Origin of the sequence: Cellulomonas avistercoris (assembly GCF_014836445.1) — a bacterium.
In the GTDB taxonomy this organism is placed as follows: domain Bacteria; phylum Actinomycetota; class Actinomycetes; order Actinomycetales; family Cellulomonadaceae; genus Cellulomonas; species Cellulomonas avistercoris.
In genome coordinates, this window is record NZ_JACSQV010000015.1 from 19,586 (window position 1) to 37,596 (window position 18,011).

At 75.5% G+C, this 18,011-nt stretch carries 18 protein-coding genes; 17 read left to right on the forward strand and 1 reads right to left on the reverse strand.

Annotated features, from left to right (window positions below):
- Positions 1-38: 38 nt before the first annotated feature.
- From uraD to H9657_RS15810, 10 genes are all read left to right on the forward strand, one after another.
- On the forward strand, positions 39-599 hold the full coding sequence (gene uraD, locus H9657_RS15765; protein ID WP_191784380.1) for a 2-oxo-4-hydroxy-4-carboxy-5-ureidoimidazoline decarboxylase: 561 nt from the start codon (positions 39-41) through the stop codon (positions 597-599).
- Entirely contained in the window at positions 596-916 is a 321-nt protein-coding gene (uraH, locus tag H9657_RS15770) for a hydroxyisourate hydrolase (protein WP_191784381.1), read from the forward strand. The genes uraD and uraH overlap by 4 nt, the downstream gene beginning before the upstream one ends.
- 1 nt (position 917) lies before the next feature.
- Positions 918-1,820, forward strand: a complete 903-nt coding sequence (pucL, locus tag H9657_RS15775; protein ID WP_191784382.1) for a factor-independent urate hydroxylase — start codon at positions 918-920, stop codon at positions 1,818-1,820.
- Between the two features lie 10 nt (positions 1,821-1,830).
- Positions 1,831-3,234, forward strand: a complete 1,404-nt coding sequence (gene allB, locus H9657_RS15780) for an allantoinase AllB (RefSeq protein WP_191784383.1) — start codon at positions 1,831-1,833, stop codon at positions 3,232-3,234.
- A 57-nt stretch (positions 3,235-3,291) separates the two neighbouring features.
- Positions 3,292-4,500 (forward strand): pyridoxal-phosphate-dependent aminotransferase family protein, encoded by a 1,209-nt coding sequence (locus H9657_RS15785; RefSeq protein ID WP_225215452.1) that lies wholly within the window; start codon positions 3,292-3,294, stop codon positions 4,498-4,500.
- Complete coding sequence (locus tag H9657_RS15790; protein WP_191784384.1) at positions 4,497-5,774, forward strand: allantoate amidohydrolase; 1,278 nt, start codon at positions 4,497-4,499, stop codon at positions 5,772-5,774. Before H9657_RS15785 ends, H9657_RS15790 begins: the two co-directional genes overlap by 4 nt.
- On the forward strand, positions 5,771-6,652 hold the full coding sequence (locus H9657_RS15795) for a MurR/RpiR family transcriptional regulator (RefSeq protein ID WP_318241545.1): 882 nt from the start codon (positions 5,771-5,773) through the stop codon (positions 6,650-6,652). Before H9657_RS15790 ends, H9657_RS15795 begins: the two co-directional genes overlap by 4 nt.
- An 11-nt stretch (positions 6,653-6,663) precedes the next feature.
- The gene (locus tag H9657_RS15800) at positions 6,664-7,449 is read left to right on the forward strand and encodes an FAD binding domain-containing protein (protein ID WP_318241546.1); all 786 of its coding nucleotides are present in this window, start codon (positions 6,664-6,666) and stop codon (positions 7,447-7,449) included.
- The gene (locus H9657_RS15805; RefSeq protein WP_191784386.1) at positions 7,446-10,190 is read left to right on the forward strand and encodes a molybdopterin-dependent oxidoreductase; all 2,745 of its coding nucleotides are present in this window, start codon (positions 7,446-7,448) and stop codon (positions 10,188-10,190) included. The genes H9657_RS15800 and H9657_RS15805 overlap by 4 nt, the downstream gene beginning before the upstream one ends.
- 142 nt (positions 10,191-10,332) lie before the next feature.
- Positions 10,333-10,842, forward strand: coding sequence for a GNAT family N-acetyltransferase (locus H9657_RS15810; RefSeq protein ID WP_191784387.1), 510 nt, complete (start codon positions 10,333-10,335; stop codon positions 10,840-10,842).
- Between the two features lie 97 nt (positions 10,843-10,939).
- Here H9657_RS15810 and H9657_RS15815 read toward each other — a convergent pair whose 3' ends face one another.
- Positions 10,940-11,878 (reverse strand): XdhC family protein, encoded by a 939-nt coding sequence (locus H9657_RS15815; RefSeq protein WP_191784388.1) that lies wholly within the window; start codon positions 11,876-11,878, stop codon positions 10,940-10,942.
- 104 nt (positions 11,879-11,982) lie between these two features.
- On the opposite strand from H9657_RS15815, the gene H9657_RS15820 reads away from it, so the two are divergent.
- The 7 genes from H9657_RS15820 (at position 11,983) to H9657_RS15850 (ending at position 17,878) form a co-directional block, all read left to right on the forward strand.
- Positions 11,983-12,543 carry a nucleoside deaminase gene (locus tag H9657_RS15820; RefSeq protein ID WP_191784389.1) on the forward strand — a complete coding sequence of 187 codons (561 nt, stop codon included), beginning with the start codon at positions 11,983-11,985 and terminating at the stop codon, positions 12,541-12,543.
- Between the two features lie 195 nt (positions 12,544-12,738).
- Positions 12,739-13,818 (forward strand): ABC transporter substrate-binding protein, encoded by a 1,080-nt coding sequence (locus H9657_RS15825; protein ID WP_191784390.1) that lies wholly within the window; start codon positions 12,739-12,741, stop codon positions 13,816-13,818.
- Positions 13,819-13,828: 10 nt separating this feature from the next.
- Positions 13,829-14,650 (forward strand): ABC transporter ATP-binding protein, encoded by an 822-nt coding sequence (locus H9657_RS15830; protein WP_191784391.1) that lies wholly within the window; start codon positions 13,829-13,831, stop codon positions 14,648-14,650.
- 68 nt (positions 14,651-14,718) lie between these two features.
- On the forward strand, positions 14,719-15,516 hold the full coding sequence (locus H9657_RS15835; protein WP_318241547.1) for an ABC transporter permease: 798 nt from the start codon (positions 14,719-14,721) through the stop codon (positions 15,514-15,516).
- Complete coding sequence (locus H9657_RS19750; RefSeq protein ID WP_318241548.1) at positions 15,513-16,394, forward strand: ABC transporter permease; 882 nt, start codon at positions 15,513-15,515, stop codon at positions 16,392-16,394. The genes H9657_RS15835 and H9657_RS19750 overlap by 4 nt, the downstream gene beginning before the upstream one ends.
- Positions 16,387-16,944, forward strand: coding sequence for a nucleotidyltransferase family protein (locus tag H9657_RS15845; RefSeq protein ID WP_191784393.1), 558 nt, complete (start codon positions 16,387-16,389; stop codon positions 16,942-16,944). Before H9657_RS19750 ends, H9657_RS15845 begins: the two co-directional genes overlap by 8 nt.
- 85 nt (positions 16,945-17,029) lie before the next feature.
- Positions 17,030-17,878 (forward strand): HAD family hydrolase, encoded by an 849-nt coding sequence (locus tag H9657_RS15850; protein WP_191784394.1) that lies wholly within the window; start codon positions 17,030-17,032, stop codon positions 17,876-17,878.
- The last annotated feature ends 133 nt before the right edge of the window (positions 17,879-18,011 follow it).

An 18,011-nucleotide genomic window follows, 5' to 3' on the forward strand; every position in this document is an offset into this window, starting at 1 on the left:
ACCCGCCTACGGTCGGCCGCGGGTGAGAGGACACGTCCATGCTGCTGGAGGAGTTCGACGCGCTGCCGGAGGCCGACGCGCTCGCGCTGGTGCGGACCTGCGCCGACGTGCCGTGGTGGGCGGCGGCGGTCGTGGCCGCGCGGCCGTACGCGTCGGTGGCGGACCTGCACGCGCACGCCGAGGTGCAGGCCCTGGCGTGGGGGCCGCGGGACGTCGCGCAGGCGCTCGCCGACCACCCGCGCATCGGCGAGGGCCACCGGCGCGCCGGTGCCACGGCGGCGATGTCGGCGCGCGAGCAGGCCGGTGTCGACGCGACGGACGCGGACCTCGCCGCGCGCCTCGCCGCCGGCAACGCGCGCTACGAACGCCGGTTCGGGCGCGTGTTCCTGGTCCGCGCCGCGGGTCGCAGCAGCGCCGAGATCCTGGCCCTCCTGGAGCAGCGGCTGACGCACGACGACGCGACCGAGGCCGAGGTCACCGCGCAGCAGCTCCGCGAGATCGCCGCCCTGCGGCTCGCGGGCCTCGTCACCGCGCCTCCCCACGCGGCGGAGCCCGCGGCAACCCCGACCGCCGCCCCCGCACCGGGGCACGTCGCATGACGACCTGCTCGACGCACGTCCTCGACGCGGTCGCCGGCAGGCCCGCCGTCGGGCTCGACGTCACGCTGCTGGCCGCGGACGGCGCGGTCCTGGAGGCCGGCCGCACCGACGCCGACGGCCGCCTGCGCTGGTCGACCACGCTCGCGACCGGCACCTACGGCCTGCGGTTCGCGACCGGTGCGTGGTTCGCCGCCGCCGGGGTCGCGACCGTGCACGCCGCGGTCCACCTCGAGGTCCTCGTCGACGGTGCGCAGCCGCACTACCACCTGGCCCTGCTGCTGAGCCCGTTCGCCTACACCACGTACCGAGGGAGCTGACATGGCCGTGGGAGACGTCGTCCTGGGCACCAACCAGTACGGGAAGGCCGAGGTGCGGCTCGTGCGGGTCACGCGGGACACCCCGGTGCACGAGATCGAGGACCTCACGGTGACCACGCAGCTGCGCGGGGACTTCGCGGCCTGCCACACGGCGGGCGACAACGCGCACGTCGTCGCGACCGACACGCAGAAGAACACGGTGTACGCGTTCGCGCGGCAGCACGGCGTCGGGTCGCCCGAGCGCTTCCTGCTGCGGCTGGCCCGCCACTTCGTCGACGGGTTCGAGCAGGTCACGGGCGGACGGTTCGTGGCCGACGTGCACGCGTGGGACCGCATCGCCGTCGACGGGCAGGCGCACGACCACGCGTTCGTCCGCACGGGACGCGAGACGCGCCGCACCGTCGTGCACGTCGACCGCGACGACGTGCACGTGCTCTCGGGCTTCACGGGCGCGACCGTCCTGAAGTCCACCGGCTCGGAGTTCTGGGGGTTCCCGCGCGACGCCTACACGACGCTCCCGGAGACCAAGGACCGCGTGCTGGCGACGTCCGTGACGGCGTGGTGGCGGTGGGCGGACCCGGACGTCGACTTCGAGGCGCGCTACCCGGTCGTGCGCGACCTGCTGCTGGCGACGTTCGCGCAGGTCCACTCCCTCGCGCTGCAGCACACGATCTACGAGATGGGCCGGGCCGTGCTGGAGTCGTGCGCCGACGTCGCGGAGGTGCGGCTGTCGTGCCCCAACAAGCACCACCTGCTCGTCGACCTCGAGCCGTTCGGGCTCGACAACCCGAACGAGGTGTTCCATGCCGCCGACCGCCCGTACGGCCTGATCGAGGCGGCCCTGCACCGCGAGGGCGACGCCCCCGTGCCGCACGTCTGGGCGTCCGTGCCCGGTTTCGTCTGAGGGGACGACGATGACCACGACGGTCCCGCACGACCCGCCGAGCACGCTGCCGAGCACGCTGCCGGGCCCGGTCCCCGGCGACCTCCTCGCGGCCGTCCGCGGCCGGCAGGTGCTCGTCGACGGCGCTCTGCGCCCCGCGACCCTGCACGTCGTCGACGGTCGCGTGGTGGCCGTCGGGGCGTACGACGACCCGGTGGAGGGCCCGGTCCTGACCGCCCCGGACCACGCGTACGTCCTGCCCGGGGTCGTCGACACCCACGTGCACGTCAACGAGCCGGGCCGCACGGCGTGGGAGGGCTTCGCGTCGGCGACGCGCGCGGCGGCCCTCGGCGGCGTCACGACGCTGGTCGACATGCCGCTCAACAGCATCCCGCCCACGACGACGACGCACGGCCTGGCGGCCAAGCGCCGCGCCGCGACGGGGCAGCTCTCGGTGGACGTGGCGCTGTGGGGCGGCGCCGTGCCGGGCAACCTCGACGACCTGCGTCCGTTGTGGGACGCGGGCGTCATGGGCTTCAAGTGCTTCCTGTCGCCGTCGGGCGTCGACGAGTTCCCGCCGCTGGGGCCCGCGGGCTTCGAGGCGGCGCTGCGCACGGTCGCGGCGTTCGACGGTCTGGTCGTCGTGCACGCCGAGGACCCGGCGGTCCTCGACGCCGCCCCCGTGCGCCCGGGCGGCGCGTACCGCGACTTCGTGGCGTCGCGCCCGCACGAGGCCGAGACCGCGGCGATCGCGCGCGTCGTCGCCGGTGCCCGCGCGACGGGCTGCCGCGTGCACGTCCTGCACCTGTCGAGCGCCCGCGCGCTCGACCTGCTGGCCGACGCGCGCGCGGAGGGCCTGCCCGTGACGGTCGAGACGTGCCCGCACTACCTGACGTTCGACGCCGATGCGATCCCCGACGCGTCACCCGCGCACAAGTGCTGCCCGCCGATCCGCGACGCGGGCAACCGTGAGGCCCTGTGGGACGGCCTGCGGTCGGGCGTCGTCGACGTCGTCGTCACGGACCACTCCCCCGCGACCGCGGCCGAGAAGCTGCGCGGCGACGGCGACCTGCAGCAGGCGTGGGGCGGGGTCGCGGGCCTCCAGGTGGGCTTCCAGGCCGTCGCGCACGGGGCCCTGGCCCGCGGCATCGACATCGCGCAGGTCAGCCGCTGGATGTCGACGTCCACCGCGGACCTCGTCGGCCTGACCCACAAGGGCCGGCTGACGCCGGGCGCCGACGCGGACGTCCTCGTGCTCGACCCCCGGGTGCCGCTGCACGTCGACGCGCGGACCCTCGCGCACCGCAACCCGATCAGTGCGTACGACGGCGTCGAGCTCTCGGCGTCGGTCACCGCGACGGTGCTGCGGGGACGGGTCGTGGCGCGCGACGGCGCCGTCACGGCCGGCACGGGACGCCTGCTCGCCCGGACGTGACCCCGCGCGCACCTGACGGAAACCTCGGTGAAACGGTCGTTTCGTAACGTGCCGCACATGACGCTGCACCCCCCGCACCGCCTGCTCATGGGACCGGGTCCGATCAGCGCCGACCCGCGCGTGCTGCGGGCGATGTCGGCACCGCTGGTCGGGCAGTTCGACCCGGTGATGACGGGGTACATGAACGCGACGCAGGACCTGTACCGCCAGGTGTTCCGCACGGCCAACGACGCGACGCTGCTCGTCGACGGCACCGCGCGTGCCGCGATCGAGGCGGCGGTCGTGTCGCTCGTCGAGCCGGGCGACCGCGTGCTGGTGCCGGTGTTCGGGCGGTTCGGGCACCTGCTGGTCGAGATCGCGCGCCGCGCCGGCGCCCGTGTCGAGACGGTCGAGGTCCCGTGGGGGCAGGTCGTCGACCCGCAGCGCGTCGCCGACGCCGTGCGCACGCACCGGCCCCGGCTGGTCGCCGTCGTCCACGGCGACACCTCGACGACGATGCGTCAGCCGCTCGCCGACATCGGCGCCGTGTGCGCCGAGCACGACGCCCTGCTCTACGTCGACGCGACCGCGTCCCTGGGCGGCAACGACGTGCGCACCGACGACTGGCGCCTCGACGTCGTCACGGCCGGGCTGCAGAAGTGCCTCGGCGGGCCGTCGGGCAGCGCACCCACCACGCTGTCCGACCGCGCGCGCGACGCGGTGCAGGCGCGTCGGCACGTCGAGGAGGGCCTGCGGACCGACGACGACGAGCCGCGCGGCACCGTCATCGGCTCCAACTACCTGGACCTCGCGCAGCTCCTCGACTACTGGGGTCCGCGCCGGCTCAACCACCACACCGAGGCCACGTCGATGCTCTACGCGGCGCACGAGTGCGCACGCATCGTGCTCGAGGACGGGCTGGACGCGACCGTCGAGCGTCACCGGCGGGCCGGCGCGGCGATGCTCGCGGGCGTGCGGGGGCTGGGCCTGGAGGTGTTCGGCGACCCGGCGCACCGCATGCACAACGTGGTCGCGGTGCGGGTGCCCGACGGCGTGGTCGCCGACGCGGTCCGCGAGGCGATGCTCGACGACTTCGCGATCGAGATCGGCACGTCGTTCGGCCCGCTGCACGGACGCGTCTGGCGCATCGGCACGATGGGCTGGAACGCGCGCAAGGACGCCGTCCTGACGACCCTGGCGGCCCTCGAGCACGTGCTGCGCCGGCACGGCGCGGCGGTGGCGACCGGTGGTGGCGTGAGCGCCGCGCAGGAGGCGTGGGCCGCGTGACGACGGCGCGCGAGGTCCTGGCCCGCTGCGACGCGCTCGCGGCGTGCAGCGACCACCCCGAGCACCTGGACCGCGCGCACCTGACGCCCGCGCTGGCCGCCGCGCACCGGCTCGTCGAGGGCTGGATGACGGCGGCCGGTCTGCGGACGTGGCGCGACCAGGCCGGCAACCTGTGCGGACGCGTCGAGGGCCGCGAGCCCGGCCTGCCGGCCCTGCTGCTGGGGTCGCACCTCGACACGGTCCCCGACGCCGGGCGGTACGACGGCATGCTGGGCGTCCTCATGGCGCTGGCCGTCGTCGAGCGGCTGGGCGACGAGGTCGCGACGTGGCCGTGCGCGCTCGAGGTCGTCGCGTTCAGCGACGAGGAGGGCGCCCGCTTCGGCACCGCGCTGCTGGGCTCGCGCGCGCTCGCCGGCACGTGGGACCCGGCCTGGTGGGACCTGCGGGACGCGGGCGGAACGACGCTCGCGCAGGCGGCCCGCGACTTCGGCCTCGACCCGGCGCTGATCGCCACCGCCGCGCGCGCGCCCGACACGCTGGTCGGCTACCTGGAGGCGCACATCGAGCAGGGGCCCCTGCTCGAGGAGGCGGACCGCTCGCTGGGCGTCGTGACGTCGATCGCGGGGGCACGGCGGTTCCTGGTCGAGGTCGTCGGCGAGGCGCGGCACGCGGGCGGGACGCCCTACCCGCGGCGGCGCGACGCGCTCGTCGGCGCGGCCGAGGCGATCGTCCTGGTCGAGCGCACGGTCCGGGACTCGGGCGCGATCGCGACCGTCGGGCAGCTCGAGGTCGAGCCGGGGGCCGTCAACGTGATCCCCGGGCGGGCGGTGTTCTCGGTCGACCTGCGGGCGGTCGGCGACGACGAGCGCGACGCCATGCGCACCACGCTGCTGACCGGCATCGAGGCCCTGTGCACCGCCCGCGGCCTGGGCGTGCACGTCACCGACCTCTACGAGGCGCCCGCGACACCCTGCGCCGGCCGGCTGCGCGCCGCGCTGCGCGCCGGAATCGTCGCCACGGGTGACACCGACCCGATGGACCTGTGGAGCCGCGCGGGGCACGACGGCATGGCGGTGTCCGCGGTCACCGACGTCGGCATGCTGTTCGTCCGCTGCCACGACGGCATCAGCCACCACCCCGCCGAGGCGGTCCGCGAGGTCGACGTCGCGGCCGGGCTCGACGCGTTCACGACGGCCGTGCGCGCCGTCGCGGCGGACGCGCGCACCGGACGTGGCGGCGGGGCGCCGGGGTCACCGGTCGGGGTCCCGGCGTGACGACGACGGCTCCCGTGGGCGTGGCACCGCCGGTCCCCGGGCTCGCGGACGTGCACGGCCTGCGCCTCGACGAGCGCGTGGCCGTGCGCTACGCGGAGCTGCCCCCGCAGGAGCGCCGGGGGGCCGACGCGCTGCTCGAGCACTTCGGCGACCTCGCGACGTACACCGCGGCCGAGCTGGCGGCCCTCGCCGGGGTGTCGAAGGCGACCATGAGCCGGCTGTTCCGCGACCTCGGCTTCGAGGACTTCACCCAGGTCCGGGACCACGTGCGCGGGCTGCGTCAGCACGGGGTGCCGGTCGCGCTCGGCGACGCGCCGGACCTCGACGCCCACGCGGCCACCGAGGCCGCGGCCGTGCGCGCGGCCGTCACGGGCCTCGCGGCGCACCTCGACGCGGTCGCCGACCTGCTCGCGCACGCGCCGCGCGTCCTCGTCGTGGGCCTGCGCAGCAGCTACCCCGTCGCGCTGCACCTGCGCCAGCAGCTCACGCAGGTGCGGCCGCACGTCACGCTCCTGCCCCAGCCGGGGCAGTCGTGGTCGGAGGACGTCGTGGACCTGTCCCCGCAGGACGCGGTCGTGCTGGTCGCGTTCCGCCGCCGGCCACCGGGGGTGCGGGCGCTCGCGGAGCGGCTGCGCGCCGGCGGGACGCCCGTGGTGCTGCTCGCCGACCCCACGGCGCAGGCCCTGGCGGCGCACGCGACGTGGTGGCTGGAGTGCCCGGTGCAGGCGCGCGGCGCGTTCGACTCCTACGCGGCCGCGTCGTCGGTCGTCGCCGCGCTGGCCGACGCGGTCCTGGCGCGCCGCGGGCGCACGGGTGAGCAGCGGGTCGCCGCGATCGACTCGGCGTACCGCACGCTCGGCGAGGTCGAGGCGCGCTGATGGACCTCGCGGTGAGCTCCCTGCGCGCGGCCCGCACGCGCGCCGACCTGCGCCTGGCCCCCGGCGAGCGGCCGCTCGCCGGCGGCACATGGCTCTTCTCCGAGCCGCAGCCGGGCGTGACGGGCCTGGTGGACCTCATGTCGCTGGGGTGGGAGCCGGTCGCGCGCACGGCCGCGGGGCTGCGGGTCGCCGCGACGTGCACGGTCGAGCAGCTCGCGTCCCACGCCCCGGACCCCGCGTGGAGCGCGTGGCCGGTGGTCGCCGCGTGCGTGGACGCGCTGCTGATGTCGTTCAAGGTCCAGGGGCAGGCGACGGTCGGCGGCAACGTCGCGCTCGCGCTGCCCGCGGGCGCCATGACGAGCCTGTTGGCCGGTCTCGACGCGGTCGCGGTCGTCTGGACGCCCGACGGCGGGGAGCGGTGCGAGGCGGTCGCCGACCTCGTCGTCGGGCCGGGTCGCACGACGCTCGAGCCGGGCGAGGTGCTGCGGGCCTTCGACGTCCCGGCGCACGCGCTGCAGGCGCGCGCCGCGGTGCGCCAGGTCGCGCTGACGGCGGTCGGGCGCTCGTCGTCGCTCGTCGTCGCCCGGCGCGACGCCGACGGCACCGTGACCCTGACGGTGACCGCCGCGACGCCGCGTCCCGTGCAGCACCGGTTCGCGTGCCCGCCCACGTCCGCGCAGGTCGACGGGGTCCTGACGGGGCTCGAGTGGTACGACGACCTGCACGGCGCGCCGGACTGGCGACGCGCCGTGACGACCCTGCTCGCGCACGAGGTCCTCGCCGAGGTGGCCGCGTGAGGGTCGACGGCCGCGACGTCACCGCGGTGCCCGCACCCGGCCAGTGCCTGCGCACGTTCCTGCGCCAGGAAGGGCACGTCGCGGTGAAGAAGGGCTGCGACGCGGGCGACTGCGGTGCGTGCACGGTGCTCGTCGACGGGCAGGCGCGCCACTCCTGCCTGGTGCCGGCGGTGCGTGCGCTCGACGCCGAGGTCACCACGGCCGCCGGGCTCGGCACGCCCGACGCGCTGAGCCCGGTCCAGGAGGCGTTCGTCGACGCACAGGGCTTCCAGTGCGGCTTCTGCACCGCCGGCATGGTCGTCACGGCCACCGCGCTGGCCGACGACGACGGGCACGTGCACCTCGACGAGGAGACGCTCGTCCGCCGGTTCAAGGGCAACCTGTGCCGCTGCACCGGGTACCGGTCGGTGCGCGACGCGCTGGCCGGCAAGACGAACGTCGTGCGCGACGGCGGCGTCGGCGACTCCGTGGCGGTCCCCGCGGGCCGGCGACTGGTGTGCGGGCGCGAGCCGTTCACGCTCGACGAGCCGCCCGCGGGCCTGCTGCACCTGGCCGTCCTCGGCTCGCCGCACGTGCACGCGCGGATCCTGGCGGTCGACACGAGCCGCGCTCGGGCGCTGCCGGGCGTGCACCTGGTGCTCACGCACCACGACTCCCCCGACGTCCTGTTCTCGACGGGCCGCCACCAGCACCGCACGGACGACCCGGACGACACGCGCGTCCTCGACGACGTCGTGCGGTTCCACGGGCAGCGCGTCGCGGCGGTCGTCGCGGACTCACCCGCCCTGGCGCGGGCCGCGTGCGCGCTCGTCGACGTGACGTACGAGCCGCTGCCGGCGGTCCTGGACCCCGAGGAGGCGCGCCGACCGGGTGCCCCGCTGGTGCACGGCGACAAGGACGCGGCCACGTCGCGCATCGCCGACCCGTCGCGGAACGTCGTCGCCGCGAGCCGGGGCGAGGTCGGTGACGTGGCCGGCGCGCTGGCGGCGTCCGCGCACGTCGTGCGGGGCACGTGGCGCACGGCCCGCGTGTCGCACGCCGCGCTCGAGACGCACGGGGCGGTGGGGTGGCTCGACGACGACGGGCGGCTCGTGGTCCGCACCAGCACGCAGGTCCCGTTCCTCGTGCGTGAGGAGCTGTGTCACGTGTTCGGGCTCGACCGCGAGCGGGTGCGCGTCGTCGCCGCGCGCGTCGGCGGCGGGTTCGGCGGCAAGCAGGAGCTGCTCACCGAGGACCTCGTGACGCTCGCGGTGCTGCGCACAGGACGGCCCGTGCAGTATGAGATGACGCGCGAGGACGAGCTCGCGCTCGCGCCGTGCCGGCACCCGGTGCGCGTCGACGTCACGCTGGGCGCCGACGCCGACGGGCACCTGACCGCGATGCACCTCGACGTGCTGACCGACACCGGCGCGTACGGCAACCACGCGCCGGGCGTGCTGTTCCACGGCATCCACGAGTCGGTCGCGCAGTACCGCTGCGCGGCCAAGCGCGTCGACGCCGAGGCGGTCTACACCCACCAGCTGCCGTCGGGCGCGTTCCGCGGCTACGGGCTGGGTCAGGTCCTGTTCGGGCTCGAGTCCGCGATGGACGAGCTCGCGCGCGAGGTGGGGCTGGACCCGTTCGAGCTGCGGCGGCGCAACGTCGTGCGTCCCGGCGACCCGTTCCTCGTCAACCACGCCGACACGACGACCGACCTCGGGTACGGCGTCGCCGGGCCGGACGACGGCACCCCGTCGTACGGGCTGCTCGCGTGCCTCGACCTCGTCGAGGACGCGCTGGCCACGACGCGGGCGGGCGACGCCGCGCTCGTGCCGGCCGGGGACCGGTGGCGCGTGGGCGAGGGCATGGCGGTCGCGATGATCGCGACGATCCCACCACGCGGCCACCACGCGACCGCGAGCGTGTCGGTCGACGTCGACGGGCGCTACGAGGTCGGCGTCGGAACCGCGGAGTTCGGCAACGGCACGTCGACGGTGCACGTGCAGCTCGTCGCGACCGAGCTGGGCACGACGCCGGACCGCGTGCGGCTGCGGCAGTCGGACACCGACGGGTCCGGGTTCGACACCGGTGCGTACGGGTCGACGGGGTCCGTGGTCGCGGGCCGGGCGGTGGCGCAGGCCGCCGCGCGGCTGCGTGCGGACCTGGTCGCGGCGGCGTGCGCGGTGGTCGGAGCCGGTGCGACGCGGGACCACGGGGCCGCGCCGGTCGTCGTCGGACCCGACGGCGTGCACGTGGGCGACCGCCTGGTGACGTTCGCCGAGCTCGGCCCCCGCACCGCGGCGGGCGAGCACCACGGCAGCCCCCGGTCGGTCGCGTTCAACGTCCACGGGTTCCGCGTCGCGGTCGACACGGCGACCGGCACGGTGCGGATCCTGCAGTCGGTGCAGGCCGCCGACGCGGGCGTCGTCCTCAACCCCGAGCAGCTGCGCGGGCAGGTCGAGGGCGGCGTCGCGCAGGGCATCGGGTCGGCGCTGCAGGAGGAGACCGTGCTGCACGCCGGCGTCGTGACGTCCCGGACGTTCCGCGGCTACCGCGTGCCGCAGATGGCCGACGTGCCCCCGACGCGCGTCCTGCTGGCCCGCACCCACGACGGCCTGGGCCCGCACGGCGCCAAGTCCATGAGCGAGGCCCCGTACAACCCGGTCGCCCCCGCCCTGGCCAACGCGGTCCGCGACGCCCTGGACGTCCGCCCGCACGAGATCCCGATGACGAAGGACCGCGTCTGGCGCCTCCTGCGCTGACCGATCCGGGAAGTGGTCACACATCCGACCACGTACGGGGTCCGACCACACAGATGCGACCACTTCAGCGCCGATCCTGCGTCAGCCGGTCAGGCCGGCCCGATCGGTCGCCTCGTGTCGCGGCGCCTGGCACGCTGACGGTGTGGACGCGGCGCCGACACCTCTCGTCCGCGACGCGCGCCCTGGGGACGTGGTCGCGATCTGCGCGTTCGGGGAGTCGCACATCCGGCCGCACTACGCCCCACTCATCGGCGCGGCGGCCGCCGACGCGCAGGTGCGCGCGTGGTGGAACCCGACCTACGTCGACTCCGCGGTCAGGGCGGGGCGCGTGGTCATCGCCGAGGCCGGCGGCGCGTGCGTCGGCGTCGCCCAGCTCGGCCGGCACGGCGACGACCACGTCGTCCACAAGCTCTACGTCGCCCCCCACCTGCGCGGCCACGGCCTGGGCCCGCGGCTCCTCGACGCGCTCGTCGGCCGGCTGCCGGGCGACACCCGCGTGCTGTACGTCGAGCACGTCGCCGCGAACACCCGCGCCGCCGCCTTCTACGAGCGGGAGGGCTTCGTCGTCGAGCGGATCGACCCGAGCCCCTCGGGCGACCCGGCCCTCGACCTCGTCTGGCGCTCGCGCCCGGCGCCGTCGGCTGCCCGGTGACGGGCACTGCCGGCACGACGCCACCGCGACACCGGGCGCAGGTCGTCGACCGACCCGCATGAGCGACCTGAGCCGGCCTCGCGACCACGGGCACGGGTCAGCGGGGGTGGAGGGGGGTCGTCGTCGTCGACAGCGGCCGGCCCGTGGTGCCGTGACGTGCCATGACGACCTCCGCCAGGATCGACAGCGCGACCTCCTGGGGCGTCGAGCCGCCCAGGTCGAGGCCGATGGGTGAGCGCAGGCGTGCCAGCGCGTCGGGGCCCACCCCGGCCGCGCGCAACGCCTCGACGCGGCGCGCGTGCGTCGCCCGCGACCCCATGGCTCCGACGTAGCGGGCCGGGGACGCGAGCGCCGCAGTGAGGGTCGGCACGTCGACGCGCTGGTCGTGCGTGAGGACGGCGACCGCGTGCGCGGCGGTCAGCGGGTGCGCGGCCAGCCAGCGGTCGGGCCAGTCGCGGACCACCGCGTAGGCGTCGGGGAAGCGCTCCTTGGTCGCGAACAGCGGGCGCTGGTCGAGCACCGTGACGGCGAACCCGCAGGTCGCGGCGAGCCGCGTGAGCGCGACCGCGTGCTCGCCCGCCCCCACGACGAGCAGGGGGTGCGCGGCGGGCGTGCGCAGCGTGACGAGCGGGGTCTCGGTGCAGACGCGTCCCTGCTCGTCGAGCAGCAGGCACGCGTCGAGACCCTCGGCGGCGCGGCGCACCTGGTGCAGCGCGCCCTCGGGGAGCGCCGTGACCTCGTGGACCAGCACCGCGATCGTGCCGCCGCACGTGATCCCCGGCGCACCGAGGTCGTCGCCGACCCCGTACGTCACGACGTGCGCCGGTCCCTCGTCGAGCAACCCCCTGCAGCGCTCGACGAGGTCCGACTCCACGCACCCGCCCGACACGCTGCCCGCCACGGTGCCGTCCGACCCGACGAGGAACGACGACCCGACCGCACGCGGCGCGCTGCCCTCGACACGCACGACCGTCGCCGCCACGACGCGCTGACCGGCGTCGAGGCGGCGGCAGATCTCCGCAGCCTGGTCCAGCATGCGGCGACGTTACGAAATAATTGTTTCGAGAACCGGCGCGCGAGGGTAACGGCGCCGAAACAGCGCGACCGCACCCTCGAGGCAGGACATCGAGAGGAGTCGCCATGTCGATCGTCGTCGACCCCGTGGGCACCGCCCGTCGCACCGCCGTGCCGGCCGACCGGCCGGTCCCCCCGCGCGCCGACCTGCCGTCCGACGCCGACGCCCGGTGGCTGCGTCGCGCGGTCGACCTGGCGGCCGCCAACGTCGCGCAGGGCGGCGGCCCGTTCGGCGCCGTCGTGGTCGCGGACGGCGTCGAGGTCGCCGTCGGGCAGAACCGCGTCACGCGCGACCTGGACCCGACGGCCCACGCCGAGGTGCAGGCCATCCGCGCCGCCTGTCGTGCGGCGGGGACGTTCGCGCTCGACGGCATGACGCTCTACACGTCGTGCGAGCCGTGCCCCATGTGCCTGGCCGCGAGCCTGTGGGCGCGGCTGGACCGCGTGGTGTTCGCCGCGGACCGCCACGACGCGAGCCGCGGCGGGTTCGACGACTCCGCGTTCTACGAGCTGCTCGCCCGCGACCGCAGCACGTGGGACCGCACGCGCGTGCAGGAGCTGCGGCTGCCGGGGTGCACGCGCCCGTTCGAGGCCTGGCTCGCGCAGGCGGCACGCACCGCCTACTGACCGGTACCGGCACCGGCACAGCCCTCCTGGACGGTCGACCGAGACCGAACCGTGACCGTCGGGGAGCGGCGTTTACACCGGGGACACGAACCGCGACACGAGCCGACACGCCGCGTCCGTAGCGTCACCGCGCGCAACACCTGTTTCACCGCAGCGCGCGATCCCCTCGCGCCCGTCCCCCCAGATGGAGTGCCGATGACCCTCCCCCAGCTCCCCCGGCGCGCACACCGCACGCGGTTCACCGGCCTCGCGGCCGCGGGCGCGGCCCTCGCGCTCGTCCTGGGCGCCTGCTCGTCCGGTGCCGACGCCGAGACGGGCGAGGACGCCGGCGCGGACGGCGCCGACCACGGCGCCATCACGGTCCAGCTCTCGTGGATCAAGAACGCCGAGTTCGCGGGCGAGTTCTTCGCCGACAGCAAAGGCTACTTCGCGGACGCGGGCTTCAGCTCCGTGACCCTCAACGCGGGCCCGGGCGCCACCGAGTCGATCGTGCTGTCCGGCGGCGCCGACTTCGGCCTGTCCAACGCGATCTCGGTCGGGCAGGTCGTGGCCGAGGAGGACGCCCCGCTGAAGATCGTCGGGACGACGTTCCAGCGCAACCCGTTCACGATCCTGTCGCTCACGGACGGCGGTGACATCGCGACGCCCGAGGACCTCAAGGGCAAGCGCATCGGCGTGCAGGCGGGCCCCAACGAGGCCCTCTTCGACGCGCTGCTCGCGATCAACGAGATCGACCCGGCCGAGGTCACCAAGGTGCCGGTCGAGTACGACCCGTCCCCGCTGGTCAACGGCGAGGTCGACGGGTTCCTCGCGTACGTGACCAACGAGTCCATCACCGTGGAGGCCGAGGGCAACGCGGTCACCAACCTGCTCTTCGCCGACAACGGGCTGCCGTTCGTCGCCGAGTCCGTCGTGACGACGCAGGAGATGATCGAGAACGAGCCGGAGAAGGTCAAGGCGTTCCTCGCCGCGGAGATCCGCGGGTGGAAGGACGCCGTCGCCGACCCCGAGGAGGGTGCGCGCCTGGCCGTCGAGGAGTACGGGGCGGACCTCGAGCTCGACCTGGCCAAGGAGATCCAGCAGGCCACGATCCAGATCGACCTCATCGTCACCGACGAGACGGAGAAGAACGGCCTGTTCACCATCTCCGACGACCTCATCGAGCAGAACCTGCGGACGCTCGCCGCAGCGGGCATCGAGCTCGAGGCCGACGACCTGTTCGACCTGTCCCTGCTGACCGAGCTGCTCGAGGAGCAGCCGGACCTGGCGAAGTGACCCACCGCCGATGACGCACGTGCAGCAGGACGCCGGTGCCCGGCGGACCCCCTCGGGTCCGCGGGGCACCGGGGTACGCCTCGACCACCTGGGCAAGACGTTCACGACGGGCCGTCGCCACGTCACCGCGCTCGACGACACGACGCTGCACACCGACAAGGGCAGCTTCCTGTCGCTGCTCGGCCCGTCGGGCTGCGGCAAGTCGACGATCCTGCGCATCCTCGCGGGGCTCGAGGAGCCCACGACGGGCACGGCGCTCGTCGAGGGCCGGACACCGGTCGAGCTGCGCGCCGAGCACGCGCTCGGCATCGCCTTCCAGGACTCCGCGCTGCTGCCGTGGCGCAGCGTGGTGGCGAACATCCGGCTGCCGTTCGAGGTCGCCGGGACGCCGGTCGACGACACGCTCGTGGCGGACCTCGTGCGGCTCGTCGGGCTCGAGGGGTTCGAGAAGGCGAAGCCCGCGCAGCTCTCGGGCGGCATGCGCCAGCGCGTGTCGATCGCGCGGGCGCTCGTCGTGCAGCCGTCGGTCCTGCTGCTCGACGAGCCGTTCGGCGCGCTGGACGACATGACGCGCCAGCGCCTCAACCTCGAGCTGCTGCGCATCTGGACCGAGAAGCCCGCGACGACCCTCATGGTCACCCACGGCATCTCGGAGGCGATCTTCCTGTCCGACCAGGTCGCGGTCATGAGCCCGCGGCCGGGGCGCGTCAAGGAGGTCGTCGACGTCGACCTGCCGCGCCCCCGGACGCCGGAGATGATGCGCACGCCCGAGTTCCACGCGCTGCACGACCACGCGTCGGAGCTGCTCTTCGGCGGCGGGGCGGCCGCGTGAGCGTCGTGGCGGGCGAGGTGGGGACGCCCGGCACGACGTCAGCCCCGGCGCGGCGGGGCGGACGGGGCGTGCGTGCCACGGCCCGCCGCTGGGCGCCCGGCGCGGTCGGCGTCCTCGGCGTCGTCGCCGTGTGGTGGCTCGCGGCCGTCACCGTGCTGGCCGGCACGACGACGCCCACGCCGCTGGGGGTGCTGCGCGGGTTCGCCGACGACGGGCTCGGGTTCTACGTCGCGCACCTGTCCGTCACCCTCGAGGAGGCGGTCCGCGGCTTCGTCGTCGGCAACGGGCTGGCCCTGCTGCTGGCGTCGCTCGTGCTGCTCGTGCCCGCGCTCGAGCGGCTCATCATGCAGGTCGCCGTCATCAGCTACTGCCTGCCGCTGGTGGCGATCACGCCGATCCTCTACATCGTCATCGGCCCGCCGCCGTCCGGGGAGCCGTCGGGCACGGCCGTCGTCCTCGCGGCGCTGTCGGTGTTCTTCACGACCGTCGTCGGTGCGGTCCTGGGCTTCCGGTCCGCCGACCCCGCGAGCCTCGACGTCGTCACGGTCTTCGGCGGCGGCCGCTGGCAGCAGCTCGTGCGGGTGCGGCTCGTCGCGGCGCTGCCGGGCATCATCGGCGCGCTGCAGGTCGCCGCGCCCGCGGCGCTGCTCGGTGCGATCCTCGGCGAGTACATCGGGGGCGTCGACCGCGGCGTGGGGCCCGCGCTCGTCAACGCGGGGCAGTCGCTGAACGCCGAGCGGGCGTGGGGCATCGCGCTGGTGTGCGCGCTGGTCGCGGGCGCCGGCTACGCGCTGTTCGCGGTGCTCGCGCGGGTCGTCACGCCGTGGTCGGCGGGCGGCAGCGGGGCCGACGGGGGTGCGGCGTGAGCGCGCCCGGTGCGCCCGGCGCCCTCACCGTCGCACCGGCGCCGGGGGGCGTACCGGTCGACGACGGCCCACGAGGCCGCTCGCACCCCGCGTGGCGGCGGGTCGGGCGGGTGCTGCTCGACGCGGCCGCGACCACCGTCGTCGTGCTGGTGGCGTGGACGGGTCTGCTCGCGGCGTTCGACGTCTCCCCGTACGTGGGCAAGGGGCCGGCGCAGGTGTGGGAGCACCTCGTGACCGACGCCGACGCAGGGAGCAACCGCACCGAGGTGCTCGGCCTGCTGGGCGAGACGCTGACCGACGCGTCGATCGGCTTCGTCGTCGGCATGGCGGCGGCCCTCGTCCTCGCGGCAGCGATCGTGCTGTCGCGCACTGCGGAAGCCGCGATCATGCCGGTCGCGATGCTGCTACGGTCCGTGCCGCTCATCGCGCTCGCGCCGATCATCGTGCTCCTCGTGGGGCGCGGCGTGGCGTCGGTCGCGGTGATGAGCGGGATCGTCGTGCTCTTCCCCGCCCTGGTGACCATCGTGCTGGGGCTGCGCTCGGCGTCGCCGCAGATGCGCGACCTGGTGACGGTCCTGGGCGGTGGGCCACGCACCGTGCTGCGCCTGGTCCAGCTGCCCGCGGCGCTGCCGGCGGTGTTCGCCGCCATCAGGATCTCCGTGCCCGGGGCGATCACGGGCGCCCTCATCGCCGAGTGGCTCGCGACGGGCGGGGGCATCGGGTACGGCGTCGTGTCCGCCGTCGGCCGCGCGCAGAACACCAAGGTGTGGGCGCTGGTCGTGGTGGTCACGCTCGCCTCGCTCGTCCTCTACACGCTCGCGCAGCTGGTCGAGCAGTGGGTGCTGGCGCGGTTCGGCCCGGCGGCGGGGCGTGCCTGAGCCGTTGCTGGGCCTCGTCCTGGCCGCCGGCGCCGGGACGCGCATGGGACGCCCCAAGGCGCTGTGCACGACACCCGACGGCGTGCCGTGGCTGCGGCTCGCGCACGACGCGCTCCTCGGCGGCGGGTGCGCCCGCGTCCGCGTCGTCCTGGGCGCCGCTGCGGACGACGCACGCGCGCTCGTCCCGCCGGGCACCGAGGTGGTGGTCGCGGCCGGCTGGGCGGGCGGCATGGGCGCGTCCCTGGCCGCGGGCCTCGCCGGGCCCCCCGGGGAGGTGGCCGTCGTGATCACCCTGGTCGACCTGCCCGACCTCGACGCGCGTGCGGTGTCCCGCGTGACCGCCGCACCCGTCGGGCCGCACGACCTGCGACGCGCGGTCTTCGGCGGATCGCCGGGGCACCCCGTGCTCGTCGGCCGCGACCACTGGGCCCCGCTGGGCACCCACCTGCACGGCGACGCCGGCGCCCGCGGCTACCTGCTCGCCCACCCGCCCGTCGAGGTCGACTGCACCGACCTGCCCGGCGGCCGCGACCGCGACACCCCGGGCTGACCGGGACGACCGCGCGCGTGTCCGACCGCGCCGCTACGCTCGCGCGGTCAGGTCCTCGTCCCCGCCCCCGGACCAGCGGAGCGTCATGGTCGACCAGCACCCCGCCGACGCGGCACACCGCGCGCACCCCCGTGCGCACCCCCGTGCGCCGCGCCCGCGCGTGGCCGCGTTCTTCGACCTCGACAAGACGATCATCGCGACGTCGTCGGCCACCGCCTTCTCCCGCGGCTTCCTCGCCGAGGGGCTGCTGACCCGGCGGTCCGTCGTGGCGTCTGCGTACGCGCAGCTCGCGTACCTGCTCGGCGGCGCGGGCGAGACGTCGACCGAGCGCCTGCGCGCAGCCCTCTCGCGGTCCGTCGTGGGGTGGGACGTCGAGCAGGTGTCCACCATCGTGCGAGCGACGCTGCACGACTCGATCGACCCGACCGTCTACGCCGAGGCCGTCGAGCTCATCGCCGCCCACCACGCCGCAGGCCACGACGTCGTCGTGGTCTCGGCGTCGGGCACCGAGGTCGTCGAGCCGATCGCGGAGATGCTCGGCGCCGACGCGGTGATCGCGACCCGGATGGCGGTGGCCGACGGCCGCTACACGGGCGCCATCGACTTCTACGCGTACGGCGAGAACAAGGCCGTCGCCATCCGCGAGCTCGCGGAGGCCCGCGGGTACGACCTCGCCGCCAGCTCCGCGTACTCCGACTCCGTCACCGATGCGCCGATGCTGGCCGCCGTGGGCCACGGGCACGTCGTCAACCCCGACCGGGCGCTGCGCCGGCTCGCGGCCGACCACGGCTGGGACGTCCTGACCTTCCGGCGTCCCGTGCCGCTGCGCCGGCTCGACAGGCAGGTGCGGGTGACGACCGGTGCCGTCCTGGCGGGCGTCGCGCTCGTCGTGGTCGCGCTGGTGTGGTGGCGGCGCCGACGACGGTCCGGCTGACGGTACGCAGATCTCGCCATGCGACCCTCGATACCGCACTGACCTGCGACGACGCTGACGACCGTTGCCCGTCCGGACGAGCGGGTGTAGGACAGGACCACAACCGAACGACCGAGGGAGCACCCACGGGCAG

What these genes read in the sequence shown, in the direction of transcription:
- uraH (WP_191784381.1), top strand. Translation starts at nt 596, where the DNA reads ATGACGACCTGCTCGACGCACGTCCTCGACGCGGTCGCCGGCAGGCCC.
- uraD (WP_191784380.1), top strand. Translation starts at nt 39, where the DNA reads ATGCTGCTGGAGGAGTTCGACGCGCTGCCGGAGGCCGACGCGCTCGCG.
- pucL (WP_191784382.1), top strand. Translation starts at nt 918, where the DNA reads ATGGCCGTGGGAGACGTCGTCCTGGGCACCAACCAGTACGGGAAGGCC.
- H9657_RS15820 (WP_191784389.1), top strand. Translation starts at nt 11,983, where the DNA reads ATGTCGATCGTCGTCGACCCCGTGGGCACCGCCCGTCGCACCGCCGTG.
- H9657_RS15825 (WP_191784390.1), top strand. Translation starts at nt 12,739, where the DNA reads ATGACCCTCCCCCAGCTCCCCCGGCGCGCACACCGCACGCGGTTCACC.
- H9657_RS15815 (WP_191784388.1), bottom strand. Translation starts at nt 11,878, where the DNA reads ATGCTGGACCAGGCTGCGGAGATCTGCCGCCGCCTCGACGCCGGTCAG.
- H9657_RS15850 (WP_191784394.1), top strand. Translation starts at nt 17,030, where the DNA reads ATGGTCGACCAGCACCCCGCCGACGCGGCACACCGCGCGCACCCCCGT.
- H9657_RS15830 (WP_191784391.1), top strand. Translation starts at nt 13,829, where the DNA reads ATGACGCACGTGCAGCAGGACGCCGGTGCCCGGCGGACCCCCTCGGGT.
- H9657_RS15785 (WP_225215452.1), top strand. Translation starts at nt 3,292, where the DNA reads ATGACGCTGCACCCCCCGCACCGCCTGCTCATGGGACCGGGTCCGATC.
- allB (WP_191784383.1), top strand. Translation starts at nt 1,831, where the DNA reads ATGACCACGACGGTCCCGCACGACCCGCCGAGCACGCTGCCGAGCACG.